This window comes from Marinobacterium lutimaris (genome assembly GCF_900108065.1).
GTDB classification, from domain to species: domain Bacteria; phylum Pseudomonadota; class Gammaproteobacteria; order Pseudomonadales; family Balneatricaceae; genus Marinobacterium_D; species Marinobacterium_D lutimaris.
On record NZ_FNVQ01000003.1, the window covers coordinates 424336 to 441712 of the forward strand.

A 17377-nucleotide genomic window follows, 5' to 3' on the forward strand; every position below is an offset into this window, starting at 1 on the left:
GCGTGGTTATTCTCCAGTCACGAGAGCTTTTACCGCTCTCTCCATACCGGCGCTGCGCGAGCCCTTGGCCAGCAGCGTTCCGGCGGTCAAATCCAATTGTTCAAGTTCCGAGAGCAGATCTTCAAAGCGGGCAAAATGTTTCGCTTCGCTTCCCTGTTCGGCCGCGGCGATCGCCGCCTGCTGCGACAGAACGCCGGTGGTCAGCAAACGCTCCACGCCGGCCGCACCTGCGTACTGGCCAACTTCGGCATGCAGCTGCGCGGCTTCGTCGCCGAGCTCCGCCATATCACCCAGCAGCAGTGTGTGCGGACCTGGCTGATCCATCAGCACATCGATGGCCGCTTTCACCGCCCCCGGGTTGGCGTTGTAGCTGTCATCGATCAGCAATGCACCCTGGTTTAGAATGTGCGGGCAGAGACGTCCGGGCACCGCACGAAAGGCCTCAAGACCTGCCACCGCGCCCTCCAGCGGTAAACCTGCGGCCACCCAGGCTGCGGCGGCTGCAGCCGCGTTAGCCAGGTTATGACGTCCCAGCACCGCCAGCGACAAGGCCTGGGTTTCGCCACGGTAGTTCAGATCGCCACCCCAGCTGCCACGAGCTCCGATCCGCGCATTACGCACGTTCAGGTCCGCGGCCGGGTTATCGACCCCGAAAGTGACCGCTTCCTTACCCAGATCGTTCAGTTTTTTTAACCAGAAATCTGCATGGGGGTCGTCCAGGTTCACCACGCCAACGCCGGAGGCGGTCAAACCCTCGTAGATTTCACTCTTCGCCCGGACGATATTCTCCAGACTGCCGAAACCTTCCAGGTGCGCTCCCTGTGCGTTGGTCAGGATCGCCACCTTCGGTTTTGCCAGCGCGGTGGTATAGGCAATTTCCCCCAGACCACTGGCGCCCAGCTCGATAACCGCATACTGATGGCGGGGCTCCAGCTCCAGTAGCGTCAGCGGCACGCCGATCTCGTTATTGAGATTACCGCGGGTCGCCAGGGTCTCGCCCAGGGTCGCCAGCATGCTGGCCAGCATCTCCTTGACCGTGGTTTTGCCACTGCTGCCGGTCACGGCAAATAACAGCCCCGGGAACGCCTGACGGTTATAACCGCCCAGCATCCCCAGCGCCTTTAAGGTGTCGGCGACCACCAACTGCGGCACTTCCGGATCGACGCTATGATCGACCACGGCAGCCACAGCCCCCTTCCCAACGGCGTCGCCGACATAATCATGGGCATCAAACCTGGGGCCTTTCAGCGCCAGGAACAGATCCCCCGGTTCAACCTTACGTGTATCGGTACAGACACGCCGACTCACCGGCACTGCCTGCTTGCCAGCGAACTCGGCGTTTAGCACCTGGGCGAGCGCATTCAATGAAAAGTCGGCAATCATTGAGCTCTCCTCTTTTCCAGTGCTTCTTTAACCTGCTGCTGGTCGCTGAACGGATACCTGACACCATCGATTTCCTGATAGGTCTCGTGCCCCTTGCCGGCCACCAGCACGGTATCTTGATCAGCTGCGCCGGCGATGGCCCAGACAATAGCCTGGGCGCGATCCGCGTCGATATGCACGGATCGTTCGGCGGGAATACCTTGTTTAATCATCTGCAGAATACTGAGCGGATTTTCGGAGCGCGGATTATCGCTGGTCAGCACCAGTTCGTCAGCCCCTCTTGCAGCGATCTCGCCCATTACCGCGCGTTTGGCATTATCTCTGTCGCCACCACAGCCAAACACCACCCACAATTTCGCGTTTTCTTTCAAATGTGCACGCGCCGCCTGCAGCGCTTTGTCGAGGGCGTCCGGTGTGTGCGCGTAATCCACAATCACGCTGGGAGAACCTCCCACATTCACCACTTCCATGCGGCCACTGACCGGTTTGAGTGCTGCCAGTGCAGTGGCAATACTGCCGGTTTCATAACCCATGCCACCCAGAACCGCCGCTACCAGCAACAGGTTCGACACGTTGAACTCACCCAGTACCGGTGACGCCACGAGGGTTTCACCCCAGGGGGTATGCAGCTCAAACATCAGCCCCTGAGAGCGCATCTCCAGGGCATCTGCGTAAACCTGAGCCTGACTGTCACTGGCCGAGAAACCGATGCGCTCTCCACCTGCCGGACAACGCTGCGCCAGCAGACGCCGTCCCTCTGCATCATCGGCATTGAGCACCTGGATTGGCGCGCCATATTCGGTAAACAGCCGCGCCTTGGCGGCCGCATAAGCCTCCATGCTGCCGTGATAGTCCAGGTGATCGTGCGTCAGGTTGGTATACGCGGCCACGTCAAACTGCACACCGGCGACTCGCGCCTGGTCCAGCGCATGACTGGAAACCTCCATCACTACCGCTTCGGCGCCTTCGGCACGCAACCGCGCCATCTCGGCATGCAAACGGATCGGATCCGGCGTTGTATGCGTCGCTTCGCGCAGCTGGCCGGGAAAACCGTTACCTACCGTGCCGATCAGCGCAGCCTTGAGGCCACAAGCGGTCAAGGCCTGGGCCAGATAATGTGCACAGGAGGTCTTGCCGTTAGTGCCTGTAATGCCTATCACGCGCATCTCGCGTGTCGGCTCACCATAGAAACGGCTGGCAGCCACGCCAATCTGGCTGTTCAGGCCAGCCACACGAATCACCGGCAGCCCAAGGTCTTCTGCCTGTTCTGCGCTGACCTCCAGCTCGTCTACAACCGCTGCCACCGCCCCCTTGCTCAGAGCCTCTGGAATGAAGTCGCTGCCGCGATGCTTTACACCGGAACGGGCGAAAAACAGATCGCCGGGGCGCACACAGCGGCTATCCTGGCAAAGGCCGGAAACGCGCAATGCCGCAATACGCTGCGGCACCTGGGGCAAGAGCTGTTGCAGTTGAATTTCGGGAGCGCTGCTCATTTCGCCACCACCTGCTGCTTATCCTGTTGAGGCCACTTATCGGGCGGTACATTAAGTAACCGCAGCGCCCCCGTCGCTATCCGCGAGAAGACTGGCGCGGCAACTGCGCCACCGAAATATTCCTGGCCCTTGGGGTTATCAATCATCACAGCCATGATGATGCGCGGATTGGAAACCGGCACTATGCCGGAGAACACCGAAAAATAGCGGTCAGCGGCATACCCGCCGCCACTGGCCTTGTGAGCGGTACCGGTTTTACCCGCTACCCGATAGCCATCAACGGCAGCCCGGCGCCCGGTGCCCTGGTCGGAGATAACCGTTTCCATCATCGCCAACACCTCATCGGCGATTTTCTCCGGCATCACCCGCTTACCAGCAGGCACCTCTCCATCTTCAAGCTTCAGCAGGGAAACCGGCCGCTGCATGCCGCCATCGGCCAGCGGGATATAGGAGTGAGCCAGCTGCAGCGCAGTCACCGACAGGCCGTAGCCATAGGACACAGTCGAGCGCTCAACGGTCTGACGCTCGCTCAGGAACGGCAGCGTACCGCTGCGCTCGCCGGGGAAACCGGTTCCGCTGACCTGACCAATCCCCAGGTTATGCATGACGTTACGGATCGCATCCGGATCCATATCCAGCGCCAGCTTGGTCACCCCCACGTTACTGGATTTGGTGATAATGCCGGTCAGACTCAGCTCGCCATAGTTACGGTGATCCCTGATCGTGGCGTTACGCACCCGGATATAACCCGGCGAAGTATCCACGATGGTCTCCGGGGTGTAACGGCCGGTCATCAGGGCGGTAGCCACAGTGATCGGCTTCATGGTCGAGCCTGGCTCAAAAATATCGGTCATCGCCCGGTTGCGCAGCGCTTCGGTAAGCAGGTTGCTGCGATCATTCGGGTTATAGGAGGGCTGACTCACCATCGCCAGCACCTCGCCGGTATGAGCATCCAGCACAACGGCTGTACCTGAGTCCGCCTTATGAGTATTCACCGCATCCTTGAGCTCCCGGTAAGCCAGGTACTGCAGGCGCAGATCGATACTCAGCGCCAGGTCCTTGCCCGGCTGAGCCGGTGCCAGTGAACGGATATGCTTGATGGTGCGCCCGGTGCGATCTTTCATTACCAGCTTGCGGCCCGGTTCACCCCGCAGCCAGTCGTTGTATGCCAGCTCAAGACCTTCCTGCCCCTCACCATCCACGTTGGTGAAACCCACCAGGTGGGTAGCCACCTCTGCCGCGGGGTAGTAACGCTTGTACTCCTGATCCACGTGGATACCGGCGATATTCAGAGCAGACACGCTTTTAGCCAGTTCCGGAGTCACCTGGCGTTTCAGATACAGGAAGCGGCGTTCACGATCCCTGTTGAGATCACGCAGCAACTCCTCGCGCGGCATATCCAGCAGCTGCGCCAGCTGACGCAGGTTGGTATCGGCCACGTTGGTCATTTTCGGATCGGCCCAGATTGTCGCCACTGGGGCGCTGACCGCCAGAGGGTCGCCATTGCGGTCGGTGATCAGACCGCGGTGAGCCGGCAGCAGCATGGTTCTCAGCGAGCGGGCATCGCCCTGGCTCTGCAGGAACGCCTGATCCTCTGTCGACAGCGACAGCATTTTCGCGAGAATGCCCACCGCAATCAGGGCGAGCAGGACGAACACCAGCCACAGGCGCCAACCTCGTGCCGCCAGAGCCTGGGCTACGCCTCCCTTGACCTGTTTGTCGGTTGCCTTATCGCTCATGCCGCACTATCTCGATATTTTTCCGTTCCGGAGATGTCATCTGCAGTTTTTTGTCTGCCAGGGTTTCGATCCGATTGTTCGAGCTCCAGGCGCTCTCTTCCAGCAGCAACTGCCCCCACTCAACCTGCAGATCCTCGCCCTGCGAGCTGAGCACCTGATGCTGGTTAAACAGTCGCCGATATTCGTAAGCGGAATAGATCACCAGCATCGCGGAGCCAATCACCAGCAGAATTGCCAGAAGAAGCATCGCCGCTGGCTTTGCCAGTTCAGCCGCACCCAGCAGGCGCTGCTCCTCATCGCCCGACGGCCCTGCCGTCTGTGAAGCCGGCTTTGACCAGATGCGAAGCAACTGCCCGAGCTTTGGCTTCACGGCGATCATGCTTTTTTCACCGCCACCCGCATGACTGCGCTGCGCGAACGCGGATTGGCATCAACCTCCGCCTTGGAAGCCTTGATCGCCTTGCCGCCACTGTTCAAACGCTGATTGAGCATATCGTCAGTCACCGGAATGCCCGGCGGCAGATGCTCGTCACCCTTCACATACTTGCGGATGAAGCGCTTCACCAACCGGTCTTCCAGCGAGTGGAAGCTGATCACCACCAGATGCCCACCAATCGCCAGCGCCTCGAGGGACTTCTCCAACACCTGCTCAATATCTTCAAGCTCACGGTTCACGTGAATCCGGATACCCTGAAAAGCCCGTGTGGCCGGGTTTTTGCCTTTTTCCCAACGGGGGTTGGCTTCGGCAATAATCTTCGACAGCCTGGCTGTAGTGGTAATCGGCTCTTCTTCACGAGCAGCGACGATCGCTTTTGCCATGCGGCGGGAGAAACGTTCTTCGCCGTAGTGATAGATCACGTCTGCGATCTCTTCTTCCGGTGCGCGATTGATCCATTCGGCAGCGCTTTCGCCGCTGCTGGTATCCATGCGCATATCGAGCGGACCGTCATTGAGGAAGCTGAAACCTCGCTCCGGATCATCCAGCTGCGGAGAGCTGACACCAAGGTCAAGCAGGATGCCGGACACCTTTCCGGTCATACCCGCATCGGCGACAAAGCGGTCCAGTTCGGAAAAAGAGCCGTGACAGATAGAGAAGCGAGGCTCATCGGCGAAGCGTTCACGGGCATGGGCGATCGCTTCAGGATCCTTATCGATAGCCATAAGTCGGCCCTGCGCATCGAGTTCGCGCAGAATACGTTCGGAGTGACCGCCACGCCCGAAGGTTCCATCGACGTAGAACCCGGAGGGGTCGGTAACGAGTGAGGTTACAGCCTCCTCCAGCAATACGGTTGTGTGGCTGAACACTTGTGGCATGATGCCCCGGCCCTTAATTTATAATGATAGTGTTTTTACTTGTTCGGGCAGCTCTGCACCCACAGCTTCGTCCTGCAGATATAGATCCCGAGTCGCGTTCCAGAGATCCTCACTCCAGATCTCAAATTTTTTCCCCTGCCCCAGCAAAACGATGCGCTTTTCCAGAGAGGCGTAGTCACGCAGCGGCGCCGGTAACAGCACACGACCAGCCGAATCCATATCAAGATCCGTTGCATGGCCTATCAGCAGGCGTTTTACCCGCCGCGCACCCGGGTCATAGCTGGGCAGCTGCTCGAGCTGCTCCTGAATAACCTCCCACTCGGGTTGTGGATAAAGCAGCAGACATTTGGTTTCCGTATCGATGGTAACCACCATGCGTCCATCGCAGTGATCCGAAATCGACTCGCGATAACGCGAGGGGATCGCCAGGCGCCCCTTGCCATCGAGATTGATCGGATTCATTCCGCGGAACATGATTCCCACCGGACACCCCAAAATTAACCACTTTTACCCACTTCATACCACTATGCGACACTATAGGTATCAACACTACCCAAATCAAGGTTATCTGGGGTGAGTAAGGCTGTGGAAAAGGTTCAAAGGCCGCGCTGTAACAAAAACGGAACAGAGTTTGGGTGAATAGAGAAACCCTGGCCGTTTCGATCTATTTTGATGCCCTTTACCCACGCCGCGGTGAGGGCTTTTAAGAAAGAAATAATTACTGTTTAAAAAACAACCACATCGACCAGTAGAGTCAGTTTTCAAAAACACAAACCTAAGGCTTAACTCCCCGATGTGGATATTTACCCGAGGCTTCGCTAGCTTTTCAGGAGCGAGTCAAAAGATAGAAAAATTCAAGTTCGGGAGTGTACGACTTATGCGGCGACTGGCCCTGCTTTTAACAGCCGGAGCAATGATGATCCTGGGCGGATGCACTCAAATAGGCCTGATCGACTCCTCCGACTCCACCCGTGAAGTCGCCAAACGCGCCAACCAGGGCGACGCCGATGCGCAGTATCAAATCGGATTGCGTTTCACCAACGGTGCCGATGCGATGCAAGACTATCCTTTGGGCGTGCAGTATTTCAGCGACGCTGCAGAACAGGGCCACCCCGACGCGCAATACATGCTGGGAATGGCCTATTACCTTGGACGGGGAACCAACACCGACTACGAAAAAGCCCGTCGCTGGCTGAAGAATGCTGCCGAGCAGCATCACCGCGAAGCGATGCATTACCTGGGTGAAATCTATTTTAACGGCTATGGAACGGACAGATCCCCCGCTTGGGGTATTCACTGGAGCGGCCAGGCGGCAGAGCGCGCATACCCGGAAGCTCAGTACCTGCTGGGAGTCAGCTATTTATCCGGCATGGGCAGCCCAATAGACAAACACCTGGGGATAAAATGGCTCAGCAGCGCCAGCAAAGGGGGCAGCTTGAGAGCAAAGGAATTACTGAGCAAACTTGACCAAGCGCCAATAAGCCCAGCATTTCAGCCCAGCACCCTTGGAAATTTACAGTTAAACAAGAAATACCGCATAAGGTACGCACAGATACGCCTCAACCAACTGGGCTATTCAGCCGGCTCTCCTGATGGAATCTGGGGACCAAGCACCGAACGCGCAGCCACGGACTTTATGGGGAAAAGCCCGGCCTCAATCGAGAGACTGATTGAGAAACTGCGCAAACTAAAAGAACAAGCCAGCCCTGACAACTGACCTAACTGAGCCAAAAGGCCGAATCATGGCTTGAGATCCGACCGCGCAAAAATCCACCCTGCTTCTATTTAACTCAACAGCAGGCTAACTCAATAGCAGCTGACAAACGTTACTGAAAAGTCCCGCCACTAACCTGATCAGCAACTTCATCAGCGACGGCTGACTCTATGCCCAACAGAGAGTTGACCTCGGCAACCACCGTCGGCGACAAGGTTTTATTGGCCGCTTCCGCCAGCGCTGTCACCTCAGCCTGCGCCTGGTTATTCAAACCGTTCGTGGTTGCATCATCCAGATCAGAGCGAGCCCTGCTCAACTCCGCCTCGACATCAGCATACGCCTGAGTACCCTCTTCCAGTGTTTCTAACTGATCTTCAAGAGCCTCGACCCTTTCAGCCAGCGAATCCACCCGATCAGACAGAGCAATACCGTCTTCAACAACTCGCTCATAAGCGGCTATTAGCCCGACCCGGGAGTTAGGCGCTGCATTAAGACGCGCCGTTGGAGAAGCATGCGCCGCATTCAATGCGCCCAGAGCGCTGGCTACCTGCCCGCGGTTATTGCCCAGCCCCCGCCCAGGGTTGCCTTTACCCTCCGCAGCTGCGCCCAGACCTCTGGCACCAAGGCCACCGGCGTTACCCTGACCTTTTCCGTTACCACCGGCATTGCCACCGCCGTTGCCATGCCCTCCACCATTCCCGCCACCATTCCCGCCACCGTTGCCGCCGCCATTACCTCCGCCATTGCCACCTTTGGCGTGCGCCTGGGCACCCAGATCCACGGTAATAACCGACTGCACCAGAACAGGACCCAGAGAGAGGGCAGAGACAGCGAACATAGCGACAAATATAGACTTGAGCTTCATGACAACCTCCTGCGAACACCTTAGATCAGTCTAGCAAAAGAGATAGTCGAGACTAGCCTCAGAACCTTGCGAATGAGAAGGTCTCAAGAAGGGTCGAGGTAATAGAAGTATAAAACGGAAGGGAGAAGTGGGAGTCAGCCGATAAGCCGGGTTTTGTCGTGGACAATCATTCATCTAGGGTCTGCGTCACCACAGACCTCAAGCAACCTACCCGGACCCGGCGCGGGCCACGCCTTAAGGGTCCCTATTTGGTCTTGCTCCGAGTGGGGTTTACCATGCCGTGGAATGTTGCCACCCACGCGGTGCGCTCTTACCGCACCATTTCAACCTTACCGGCAACCCTAAAGCTGCTTAGGCGGTATATTTTCTGTTGCACTTGCCGTCGACTTTCGTCGCCCAGACGTTATCTGGCACCCTGCCCTGCGGAGCCCGGACTTTCCTCCCCTGCGCGAACGCAGCAGCGATTGCCTGGCTGACTCCCGCGGCGCAGTATAAACATCGCCACATAGATAGCAAGCGAAAGCGATAGCCAGAGAACGCTCAGTCGGCGATCAATACCTGGTACAGCAGATTCTTTTTCAGCCCGGTAATCTCCGCGGCCAGACCCGCCGCCTTTTTCGGCGGCAACTCTGCCGCCAGCAGACGCACGATGCGCTCAGCCTCAGGATCGATAACAGCCTCCTTCTCCGGAGCACCATGCACCAGCACCACGAACTCTCCTTTCTGCTGCATGGGATCGTTCGTCATCCACTCGATCAGCTCACCCAGGCTAGCGCCATGAATTGTCTCGAACGTCTTGGTCAGTTCACGCGCAACCACGGCGTAACGCTCTGCGCCAAACTGTGACGACATATCCTCAAGACTGGCCAGGATGCGATGCGTTGACTCATAAAAAATCAACGTCGGCACTTCCGCCTTCAACTGCTCCAGTCGCTGTTGGCGCGCACCACTTTTCGCGGGCAGAAACCCTTCAAAGAAAAACCGGTCCGAAGGCAACCCAGAAGCGCTGAGCGCCGCGACAAAAGCGCAGCAGCCGGGCACCGGTGAAACCCTGAAACCCGCCTCACGCACCGCCTTGACGAGATGAAAACCCGGGTCCGATATCAGCGGCGTCCCCGCATCCGAAACCAGGACCACCTGCGCCCCTTTCTGCAGATGACGAATGATCAGCTCAGCCCGTTGACGCTCGTTATGATCATGAACTGAAATCATCTCCGCTTTAATGTTAAAGTGCGCGAGCAACCGGCCAGTGTGACGGGTATCTTCGGCTGCAACGAGGTCAGCACCCGCCAGCACATCCAGCGCACGCGAAGAAATATCGCCTAGGTTGCCGATAGGTGTCGCGACAATAGAGAGAACAGGTTCCGACATCGTTATCCATCCATACTTTCGGGTGTCCGAGTATATGACGAATAAAACCAGACTGCCTCTTTGTATCCTGTTGATATCTCTGCTAACCGCATGCGCGGGCCCGATATCGACCAGCCGCACAGCATCTCCCGGCAGCGAAATCGATCAAATGCTGGCCAGAGCTGACAAAGCGCCTCCCATTGAGGCTGCGGACCTGAAGCTACAGGCAGCCCAGTCGCTGATGCGCCGCGGCGAAACCGAACGCGCACTCGCCCTGCTGGATGGTATCGATACCCGAGGGCTGCCACCCAGCCTGGCATTCGATATTGCCCGTCTGCGCGCGGACGAAGCACTGAAGGACAACGATAGCGATCGCGCACTGCGCCTGCTCGACACCCGCGCTCTGCCAAGCCTTTCGCAGCCACAGCAGACACAGCTTGGCGAAATGCGCGCCGAGGCCTTCAGCCAGCAGAACCAGCCCCTGGATGCTGCCATGGAGCTGATCGCCATCGCTCAGTACCAGCAGACAAACGAACAGAAGCAGTCACTGCACGATCAGATCTGGAGCCTGCTGCAACAGACGCCCATCTCCTCACTGCGCCAGGCAGCCAGCGACTCGAATAACGACTTCTACCAGCAGGGCTGGCTAGAACTTGCACTGGCCGCACAACAAAGCGGCGATATCACCCAGGGCAGCAGCGCGATGACGGAATGGCAGACGCTCTGGCAGAATCACCCCGCCTATGCGCTGCCCCCTAATGGTCTCAGCGCCAAGCGCGTGGCTGTGACGGACGTTCGTCGCATCGGCCTGCTGCTGCCACTCAGCGGTCCGCTCGCCGACCCGGCACGTGCGATCAGCGAAGGCTTCTATAGCGCGATGATGACCTCTGAATCCGCCATGGCGCAGCCCGAGATAATTTCCATCGACAGCACCCGTGTGTCGACTCCCGCGCAACTGGCGGGGCTGGCACAACAGCAGCAGCTGGACCTGATAATAGGCCCCCTGTCGCAGGACTATGTAGCCCAACTCAGCTCGATCAACAATTTCCCGGTGCCCGTTCTTGCCCTGAACAAGGCACCCCAGAACTCCAGCCTCTACCAACTGGACCTCTCATCCGAGCAGGAAGCCCAGCTTGCAGCACAGAAAGCCTGGCAGGATGGACACCGTCGCGCAGCGATCATCGTCCCCGCCGCCGAATGGGGACAGCGACTCGCCGCCAGCTTCGAACGCGCTTTCAGCGCACTTGGCGGCAAGGTAACCGCACGCCTCGATTACACCGGCACCGATGAGCTTTCCAGCCAGATCAGCCAGCTTCTGCTCACCAACCAGAGCCAGGCCCGCGCCCAACAGGTGCGCCGCGTTATTGGACAGAGCGTCGATTTTGATGAGACGCCACGCAGCGATATCGATGCAATCATCCTCACCGCACTGCCTCAGGATGCCCGCCAGATCAAACCGATGCTCGCCTTCCACTTTGCCGGTGATATCCCGGTCTATGCCACATCACACATCTATGAAGGCAACCCGGACCCGACCCGCGACGTAGACCTGAACGGCATCAGTTTCCTCGACCTGCCCTGGGTACTTGAACCTGCAAGTGAGGCGCACCGCGCACTGCAGCAGAGCCGCTCCGACACGGAGAGCCGCTTCGGCAGACTCTATGCCCTTGGCATCGACGCCTACAAGCTCTACCCCTACCTGAGCGGACTGAGCCAAAACCCCAGCGCCTTCGTTGACGGCGAGACCGGCCAGCTTCGCCTGGACAGCCAGGGGCACATCAAGCGCACCCTGCCCTGGGCAAAATTCAGTGAGGGCGTGCCTGCGCTGCAAACCCACTCCCTGCCGGAGCAGCCACTGCAGACAATAACCAGCGAATAAACGGAGCCGCGATGGATCGCAAAGCCAAGGGCAAGGATGCCGAAAAGGCCGCCGAGACATTCCTGAAAAAACAGGGGCTGCGCAGCCTGCTAAGAAACGCCAGCTGCCGGATGGGCGAAATCGACCTGGTGATGAACGAAGGAGAAACCATCGTATTCATCGAGGTTCGTCAACGCTCTTCCAGCCGCTTCGGCGGCGCGGCCCAATCCGTGGACAGTATCAAACAGCGCAAACTGATTCAGACCGCTCAACTGCTACTGCAACAACACCCCGAATGGAGCTCCAGACCCTGCCGCTTCGATGTAATCGCCTTCGAATCCGGTTCGGCTCGAGAGCCCCCGATATGGTATAAAGACGCCTTCCGCCCATGACTACCGGATACAAGAGCGAATGGAACTAGAAGACCGCATCGTCAGCCAGTTTCACAACTCAATGGAAATTAACGCCCAGACCATTGAGCACTACACCCCGCTGATTGCGGAAGCCAGTGAACTTCTACTGCACAGCCTGGTCAACGAGAGCAAGATTCTCTGTGTCGGCAACGGCGGCGCCGGAGCCCTGGCCCAGCATTTTTCGTCACTGCTGCTAAGCCGCTTCAGACATGAGCGCCCAGGCCTCCCGGCACTGGCACTTAACGCTGACAGCGCAGCCATGAGCGCAATAACGGAAGACAGCAGCTTTGCCGAGGTTTACGCCAAGCAGATCCGCGCCCTGGGCCAGCCCGGCGACATTCTGCTGGCAATCTCGCCTGACGGTCGCGGCACCAGCATGGTTCAGGCGATTCAGGCTGCACACGACCGGGAAATGCTCGTCATAGCACTGACTGGAGGCGACGGCGGCAACATGACCGCCCTGCTGGCACGGGATGAAATCGAGATCTGTGTTCCGAGTGATGACGAATCACTCGTTTACCACACTCAACTGCTCGTGCTGCACTGCCTGTGCGATCTGATCGACTACCAACTATTCGGAGCCTGATAATGAAACGATCCGCTGTAGCTCTTTCACTGCTAATGGGAACCGCCCTGCTTAACGGCTGCGCAACCATCGTTAGCGCAACCCGTGAAGGGCCGATCGAGGAAGAGAGAGGCAGCCGCACCTTCGGCAACTACGTCGAGGATGAAATGATCGAGACCAAGGTTTTGGTCAACATAAGCAAGGGCTCTACCGCCCTTTCGCAGTCCCACGTGAACGTGACCAGCTTTAATGGCCAGGTCCTGCTCAGCGGTCAGGTACCTGACCAGAACGTGAGCCGCGAAGCCGAAACCGTCGCCGCCGGCGTCAGGGAAGTACGCAAGATCCACAATGAGCTGGAGATTGCAGGCCCCACCTCGGCCATCGTGCGCACCAATGACGTTTACCTGACCAGCCGCGTCAAACTTCAGCTACTCACCGACGCCAATGTGCCCGGCAGCCGCATCAAGATCGTCACCGAAAACGGCGTCGTCTTCATGATGGGCCTGGTCAGCCGCAAGGAAGCGGACACCGCCGCCTCCGTGGTCCGAAGCGTCACCGGCGTCCGCAAAATCGTGAAAGTCTTCGAATATATCGACTGACCCTTTACTTCACGACGCGCAAAGAGGGCCTGCCGCCACCCGGACCCGGTTCGGGTGGCTCAGGCTCCGGCTGAGAATCGACAGCAGCCAGAACATCCGCCCCAGGCTCCATCCCAAACCCCATCCCCTGCCCATTCTCACGGGCATAGATCGCCAGCACTGCCGCAATAGGAACAAATACATCCATCGGCACACCACCAAAGCGGGCATTAAAGCTGACACCAACATTATCGAGCAGCAGATTACGCACAGCACCCGGTGAAATATTCAGTGTGATCTGCCCATCCTGGACATAATCGAGCGGCACTATCACCCCGGGAAGGCCCGCATCGACGACGATATGTGGCGTAAGCTCATTGTCGTTAAGCCACTCAAACAATCCACGCAGCAGGTACGGCCTGCTCGGCGAAACGGACATCTTTACCTCCTTCTAATAACAAAAAAGGGATGAAGTACACTTCATCCCTTTTTAAAATCCGGGTATTTACCCGTTGAATCAGTCGCGCATCTCGCGTTCAGCGTCGGACAGGCTAGCCTGGAACGACTCACGCTCAAACAGTCGATCCATGTAAGCGATCAGCGGCTTGCACTGCGCTTCCGGCAGCTCGATCCCCATGATCGGCAGACGCCACAGCAACGGAGCAATGCAGCAATCCACCAGGCTGAACTCGTCGCTCATGAAGAACGGCTTTTCGGCGAAAATCGGAGATACGGCCACCAGGCCGTCACGCAGTTCTTTACGCGCCTTTTCAACCTCAGCATCGGATGCCTTGCCCGCAAGAATCACGTCAGCCTGATCGCACCAGTCTTTCTGGATACGGTGAACGAACAGACGACTCTCCGCACGTGCAACGGGGTAAACCGGCAGCAGCGGCGGATGCGGGAAACGCTCGTCGAGGTATTCCATCATCACGTTCGGCTCGTAAAGCACCAGCTCACGATCCAGCAGTGTCGGCAAGCTGTTGTACGGATTCATCGCCGCAACATCTTCCGGCAGATCGCTCTCCTTGCAGTCCACGATGTCCACTGCGACCCCTTTCTCGGCCAGGACAATACGCACACGATGGCTGTAATGATCATCGCCATTCGAGTAAAAGGTCATGGAAGAACGCTTAGCCACTACGCCCATCTACTATATCCCCATAAAATGTAAGTCAGGTGTATAAACAAAAAATCTACGCGGCCCAAAGGACCGCGTAGTTTCTGTGTTCACTTACCACCCGAGTGTTTAGTGAACGTCTTTCCAGTACTCTTTCTTCAGAGCAAAGGCGAACACGAACAGGATCGCCAGGAAAATCAGCACGTAAGTACCAATCTTACCAGAGACCATCTTCGAGGGCTCGGCCATGTAAGCCATGAAGTTGACCAGGTCGTAAACATAACGGTCAAATTCATCTTCACTCATCGAGCCGCTCTCCGGCTCGACTGACATGCAGCCACCCATGCGAACACCGGTCAGCGGATCCACTTTCTCGTGGCCGCCGGCGTGCATCTCTTCCGGAGTACAGTGGTTAACAACGGTGCCCTGCAGTTGCTCAAGAACGTTTGGCATACCCACATCCGGGAATACCACGTTGTTCACACCCCAAGGACGGGCCTCATCCTTGTAGAAGCTGCGCAGATAAGTATAAACCCAGTCCGGACCACGCAGGCGCGCCTCCAGAGTCAGATCCGGCGGCGGATTACCAAACCAGTTCTGAGCGTCTTCCTTCGGCATGGCGATAGTCATCTGATCGCCAACTTTCTTGTTGGAGTCGAAGATCAGGTTTTCGACAACCAGCTCGTTAGGCATTTCAAGATCAGTGGCAGCGCGCTCGAAGCGCTGATACTGAGCAGAGTGACAGCCCATGCAGTTGTTGACGAATGCAGCCATACCACGCTGCAGCGAAGCCTTGTTTGTCAGGTCGACATTCATCTCATCCAGGGGCACTCCAGCGCCGCCTGCAGCACTGGCCGTAACCGGGGCCAGCACCATCATCAGAGCAATAAGATACTTTTTCATTATCCTGTAACCCTCTCCGGTACCGGTTTAGTTTTTTCCATCCGTGTGTAGAACGGCATCAGGATGAAGAACGCGAAGTACAGTACGGTACAGATCTGAGACACCATGGTGCGTCCCGGAGTAGAAGGCAGCGCGCCCAACACACCCAGGATAATGAAGCTGACGGCAAAGATAAGCAGCCACAGCTTGCTCAGCATCCCCTTGTAACGAACAGACTTAACCGGGCTGCGATCCAGCCAGGGCAGTACGAACAGGATCGCAATAGCGGCACCCATGACGACAACACCCCAGAACTTCGCATCTACACCGAACAGCGGGTAGGTGACCGCACGCAGCATTGCGTAGAACGGTGTGAAGTACCAGACAGGCGCAATGTGGTTAGGCGTCTTCAGCGGGTTAGCCGGCTCGAAGTTCGGCTTCTCGAGGAAGTAACCACCACCTTCAGGGAACCAGAAGACAACGGTACAGAACACAAACAGGAAGACGACGACACCGACGATGTCTTTAACGGTGTAGTACGGATGGAACGGTATGCCATCCAGCGGTACGCCGTTTGCGTCTTTCTTTTCCTTGATTTCGATACCATCAGGGTTGTTAGAACCCACTTCATGCAGCGCGATGATGTGCAGCACAACCAGCGCCAGAATGACAATCGGCAGCGCAATAACGTGCAGCGCGAAGAAGCGGTTCAGAGTGATACCCGATATCAGATAGTCACCACGGATCCACTGCTGCAGGTCCGGACCGATAACCGGAATCGCACCGAACAGGGAAACGATTACCTGGGCACCCCAGTAAGACATCTGACCCCAGGGCAGCAGGTAGCCCATGAAGGCTTCCGCCATCAGCGCCAGGTAGATGGTCATACCGAAGATCCACACCAGCTCACGGGGTTTACGGTAAGAACCGTAAAGCATGCCGCGGAACATGTGCAGATAGACAACGACGAAGAACGCAGATGCGCCGGTGGAGTGCAGATAACGAAGTATCCAGCCGTATTCCACATCACGCATGATGTATTCGACAGACGCGAAAGCGCCTTCGGCACTGGGGTTGTAGCTCATGGTCAGCCAGATACCGGTCAGGATCTGGTTAACGAGAACGAGCAGCGCCAACGAACCAAAGAAGTACCAGAAGTTGAAGTTCTTCGGTGCGTAATATTTGGAGAGATGATCTTCCCACATGGCCGTAGCCGGGAAGCGGTCGTCGATCCAGCCCATCAGGCCTGGATTACCTTTGTTGCGAGAACCAGCCATTATCCTGCCTCCTGATCGACACCAACAACGAGCGTGTTATCGTCTTCGTACATGTGCGGCGGAATCACCAGATTGGTCGGTGCAGGCACACCCTTGAAGACACGACCGGAAAGGTCAAACTTGGAACCGTGGCAGGGGCAGAAGAAGCCACCCAGCCATTCAGGACCAAGATCTTCCGGCGCCACTTCCGGACGGTAGGTCGGAGAACAACCCAGATGGGTACAGATACCCACCATAACCGCGATTTCCGGGCGGATCGCACGGGCCGGGGTATTCGGGATGTAATCAGGCTGCTGCGGCTTTTCGGAGGTCGGGTCCGCGAGACGGTCGTTCAGCTTTTCCAGATTTGCCAGCGCATCCGGTCCGCGACGAACAACCCACACGGGCTTACCACGCCACTCTACAATCATCTGCTGACCCGGTTCCAGCTTGCTGATATCCGCCTTTGCAGGTGCACCTGCGGCTTTCGCCTTGGCACTCGGATTCCAGGAAGCCACGAACGGGACAGCAGCTCCAACGGCACCCACTGCCCCTACGGCAGAGGTAGCTCCAATCAGGAGCCGGCGCCGACCCTTATTCACGCCGTCATTGCTCATTAACTTCATCTCCCCTCAATCGACGAACCGCTTTCGCACACACAAAAGGCTGGCCGCCTATCAGTCATGAAAATCACTAAATCAGGATTTTTCAAATGGCGCAAATGGTAATGAAATTGCCCTACAGATACAAGGTAAAAAGGCCTGGTGCGACCAAAGATCAACCATTTACTGACCTGAAACAGGGGCCCCAGAAAAGCACACAAAAAAGCCCGCAACCACTGATGGCT

At 57.4% G+C, this 17377-nt stretch carries 18 protein-coding genes and 1 other RNA gene; 5 read left to right on the top strand and 14 right to left on the bottom strand.

The window, feature by feature from the left end:
- Positions 1 to 6 precede the first annotated feature (6 nt).
- From C4S72_RS16285 to mraZ, 6 genes are read right to left on the bottom strand one after another with little or no spacing between them, the layout of a single operon-like run.
- Positions 7 to 1383, bottom strand: a complete 1377-nt coding sequence (locus tag C4S72_RS16285) for a UDP-N-acetylmuramoyl-tripeptide--D-alanyl-D-alanine ligase (RefSeq protein WP_104004218.1) — start codon at positions 1381 to 1383, stop codon at positions 7 to 9.
- Positions 1380 to 2876, bottom strand: coding sequence for a UDP-N-acetylmuramoyl-L-alanyl-D-glutamate--2,6-diaminopimelate ligase (locus tag C4S72_RS16290; protein WP_104004219.1), 1497 nt, complete (start codon positions 2874 to 2876; stop codon positions 1380 to 1382). The genes C4S72_RS16285 and C4S72_RS16290 overlap by 4 nt, the downstream gene beginning before the upstream one ends.
- A complete protein-coding gene (locus tag C4S72_RS16295; protein WP_104004220.1) occupies positions 2873 to 4615 on the bottom strand; it encodes a peptidoglycan D,D-transpeptidase FtsI family protein in 1743 nt (580 codons plus the stop codon). Before C4S72_RS16295 ends, C4S72_RS16290 begins: the two co-directional genes overlap by 4 nt.
- Positions 4605 to 4994, bottom strand: coding sequence for a cell division protein FtsL (gene ftsL, locus C4S72_RS16300; RefSeq protein WP_104004221.1), 390 nt, complete (start codon positions 4992 to 4994; stop codon positions 4605 to 4607). The genes C4S72_RS16295 and ftsL overlap by 11 nt, the downstream gene beginning before the upstream one ends.
- Positions 4991 to 5929 (bottom strand): 16S rRNA (cytosine(1402)-N(4))-methyltransferase RsmH, encoded by a 939-nt coding sequence (gene rsmH / locus C4S72_RS16305; protein ID WP_104004222.1) that lies wholly within the window; start codon positions 5927 to 5929, stop codon positions 4991 to 4993. Before rsmH ends, ftsL begins: the two co-directional genes overlap by 4 nt.
- An 18-nt stretch (positions 5930 to 5947) precedes the next feature.
- Positions 5948 to 6403, bottom strand: coding sequence for a division/cell wall cluster transcriptional repressor MraZ (gene mraZ, locus C4S72_RS16310; protein WP_104004223.1), 456 nt, complete (start codon positions 6401 to 6403; stop codon positions 5948 to 5950).
- A 403-nt stretch (positions 6404 to 6806) separates the two neighbouring features.
- Here mraZ and C4S72_RS16315 point away from each other — a divergent pair, with 403 nt between their 5' ends.
- A complete protein-coding gene (locus tag C4S72_RS16315; protein WP_160115534.1) occupies positions 6807 to 7646 on the top strand; it encodes an SEL1-like repeat protein in 840 nt (279 codons plus the stop codon).
- A gap of 109 nt (positions 7647 to 7755) precedes the next feature.
- Here C4S72_RS16315 and C4S72_RS25935 read toward each other — a convergent pair whose 3' ends face one another.
- The 3 genes from C4S72_RS25935 to rsmI all read right to left on the bottom strand — a co-directional run bounded on the left by C4S72_RS25935 (position 7756) and on the right by rsmI (position 9879).
- Positions 7756 to 8508 carry a DASH complex subunit DAD2 gene (locus tag C4S72_RS25935; protein ID WP_104004225.1) on the bottom strand — a complete coding sequence of 251 codons (753 nt, stop codon included), beginning with the start codon at positions 8506 to 8508 and terminating at the stop codon, positions 7756 to 7758.
- Positions 8509 to 8634: 126 nt separating this feature from the next.
- An RNA gene (gene rnpB / locus C4S72_RS16325) (RNase P RNA component class A) lies at positions 8635 to 8988 on the bottom strand.
- Between the two features lie 60 nt (positions 8989 to 9048).
- Complete coding sequence (gene rsmI / locus C4S72_RS16330) at positions 9049 to 9879, bottom strand: 16S rRNA (cytidine(1402)-2'-O)-methyltransferase (protein WP_104004226.1); 831 nt, start codon at positions 9877 to 9879, stop codon at positions 9049 to 9051.
- A 34-nt stretch (positions 9880 to 9913) separates the two neighbouring features.
- Here rsmI and C4S72_RS16335 point away from each other — a divergent pair, with 34 nt between their 5' ends.
- From C4S72_RS16335 to C4S72_RS16350, 4 genes are read left to right on the top strand one after another with little or no spacing between them, the layout of a single operon-like run.
- Positions 9914 to 11737 (top strand): penicillin-binding protein activator, encoded by a 1824-nt coding sequence (locus C4S72_RS16335; protein ID WP_104004227.1) that lies wholly within the window; start codon positions 9914 to 9916, stop codon positions 11735 to 11737.
- Between the two features lie 11 nt (positions 11738 to 11748).
- Positions 11749 to 12108 (top strand): YraN family protein, encoded by a 360-nt coding sequence (locus C4S72_RS16340; protein WP_104004228.1) that lies wholly within the window; start codon positions 11749 to 11751, stop codon positions 12106 to 12108.
- 19 nt (positions 12109 to 12127) lie between these two features.
- Positions 12128 to 12715 (top strand): SIS domain-containing protein, encoded by a 588-nt coding sequence (locus C4S72_RS16345; RefSeq protein ID WP_104004229.1) that lies wholly within the window; start codon positions 12128 to 12130, stop codon positions 12713 to 12715.
- Between the two features lie 2 nt (positions 12716 to 12717).
- Entirely contained in the window at positions 12718 to 13293 is a 576-nt protein-coding gene (locus tag C4S72_RS16350) for a BON domain-containing protein (protein WP_104004230.1), read from the top strand.
- A 4-nt stretch (positions 13294 to 13297) separates the two neighbouring features.
- Here the strand turns inward: C4S72_RS16350 and C4S72_RS16355 are convergent, their stop codons facing one another.
- The 5 genes from C4S72_RS16355 to petA all read right to left on the bottom strand — a co-directional run bounded on the left by C4S72_RS16355 (position 13298) and on the right by petA (position 17147).
- Positions 13298 to 13711 (bottom strand): ClpXP protease specificity-enhancing factor, encoded by a 414-nt coding sequence (locus C4S72_RS16355; RefSeq protein WP_104004231.1) that lies wholly within the window; start codon positions 13709 to 13711, stop codon positions 13298 to 13300.
- Positions 13712 to 13789: 78 nt separating this feature from the next.
- Positions 13790 to 14422 carry a stringent starvation protein SspA gene (gene sspA / locus C4S72_RS16360; RefSeq protein WP_104004232.1) on the bottom strand — a complete coding sequence of 211 codons (633 nt, stop codon included), beginning with the start codon at positions 14420 to 14422 and terminating at the stop codon, positions 13790 to 13792.
- Positions 14423 to 14521: 99 nt separating this feature from the next.
- The gene (locus C4S72_RS16365) at positions 14522 to 15295 is read right to left on the bottom strand and encodes a cytochrome c1 (RefSeq protein ID WP_104004233.1); all 774 of its coding nucleotides are present in this window, start codon (positions 15293 to 15295) and stop codon (positions 14522 to 14524) included.
- A complete protein-coding gene (locus C4S72_RS16370; RefSeq protein ID WP_104004234.1) occupies positions 15295 to 16551 on the bottom strand; it encodes a cytochrome b in 1257 nt (418 codons plus the stop codon). The genes C4S72_RS16365 and C4S72_RS16370 overlap by 1 nt, the downstream gene beginning before the upstream one ends.
- Positions 16551 to 17147, bottom strand: a complete 597-nt coding sequence (petA, locus tag C4S72_RS16375) for a ubiquinol-cytochrome c reductase iron-sulfur subunit (RefSeq protein ID WP_104004235.1) — start codon at positions 17145 to 17147, stop codon at positions 16551 to 16553. Before petA ends, C4S72_RS16370 begins: the two co-directional genes overlap by 1 nt.
- Between the last annotated feature and the right edge of the window lie 230 nt (positions 17148 to 17377).

Bases quoted from the DNA above. Each gene is read 5' to 3' on its own strand.
- C4S72_RS16285 (WP_104004218.1), bottom strand. From the start codon at position 1,383: ATGATTGCCGACTTTTCATTGAATGCGCTCGCCCAGGTGCTAAACGCC.
- C4S72_RS16290 (WP_104004219.1), bottom strand. From the start codon at position 2,876: ATGAGCAGCGCTCCCGAAATTCAACTGCAACAGCTCTTGCCCCAGGTG.
- C4S72_RS16295 (WP_104004220.1), bottom strand. From the start codon at position 4,615: ATGAGCGATAAGGCAACCGACAAACAGGTCAAGGGAGGCGTAGCCCAG.
- ftsL (WP_104004221.1), bottom strand. From the start codon at position 4,994: ATGATCGCCGTGAAGCCAAAGCTCGGGCAGTTGCTTCGCATCTGGTCA.
- rsmH (WP_104004222.1), bottom strand. From the start codon at position 5,929: ATGCCACAAGTGTTCAGCCACACAACCGTATTGCTGGAGGAGGCTGTA.
- mraZ (WP_104004223.1), bottom strand. From the start codon at position 6,403: ATGTTCCGCGGAATGAATCCGATCAATCTCGATGGCAAGGGGCGCCTG.
- C4S72_RS16315 (WP_160115534.1), top strand. From the start codon at position 6,807: ATGCGGCGACTGGCCCTGCTTTTAACAGCCGGAGCAATGATGATCCTG.
- C4S72_RS25935 (WP_104004225.1), bottom strand. From the start codon at position 8,508: ATGAAGCTCAAGTCTATATTTGTCGCTATGTTCGCTGTCTCTGCCCTC.
- rsmI (WP_104004226.1), bottom strand. From the start codon at position 9,879: ATGTCGGAACCTGTTCTCTCTATTGTCGCGACACCTATCGGCAACCTA.
- C4S72_RS16335 (WP_104004227.1), top strand. From the start codon at position 9,914: ATGACGAATAAAACCAGACTGCCTCTTTGTATCCTGTTGATATCTCTG.
- C4S72_RS16340 (WP_104004228.1), top strand. From the start codon at position 11,749: ATGGATCGCAAAGCCAAGGGCAAGGATGCCGAAAAGGCCGCCGAGACA.
- C4S72_RS16345 (WP_104004229.1), top strand. From the start codon at position 12,128: ATGGAACTAGAAGACCGCATCGTCAGCCAGTTTCACAACTCAATGGAA.
- C4S72_RS16350 (WP_104004230.1), top strand. From the start codon at position 12,718: ATGAAACGATCCGCTGTAGCTCTTTCACTGCTAATGGGAACCGCCCTG.
- C4S72_RS16355 (WP_104004231.1), bottom strand. From the start codon at position 13,711: ATGTCCGTTTCGCCGAGCAGGCCGTACCTGCTGCGTGGATTGTTTGAG.
- sspA (WP_104004232.1), bottom strand. From the start codon at position 14,422: ATGGGCGTAGTGGCTAAGCGTTCTTCCATGACCTTTTACTCGAATGGC.
- C4S72_RS16365 (WP_104004233.1), bottom strand. From the start codon at position 15,295: ATGAAAAAGTATCTTATTGCTCTGATGATGGTGCTGGCCCCGGTTACG.
- C4S72_RS16370 (WP_104004234.1), bottom strand. From the start codon at position 16,551: ATGGCTGGTTCTCGCAACAAAGGTAATCCAGGCCTGATGGGCTGGATC.
- petA (WP_104004235.1), bottom strand. From the start codon at position 17,147: ATGAGCAATGACGGCGTGAATAAGGGTCGGCGCCGGCTCCTGATTGGA.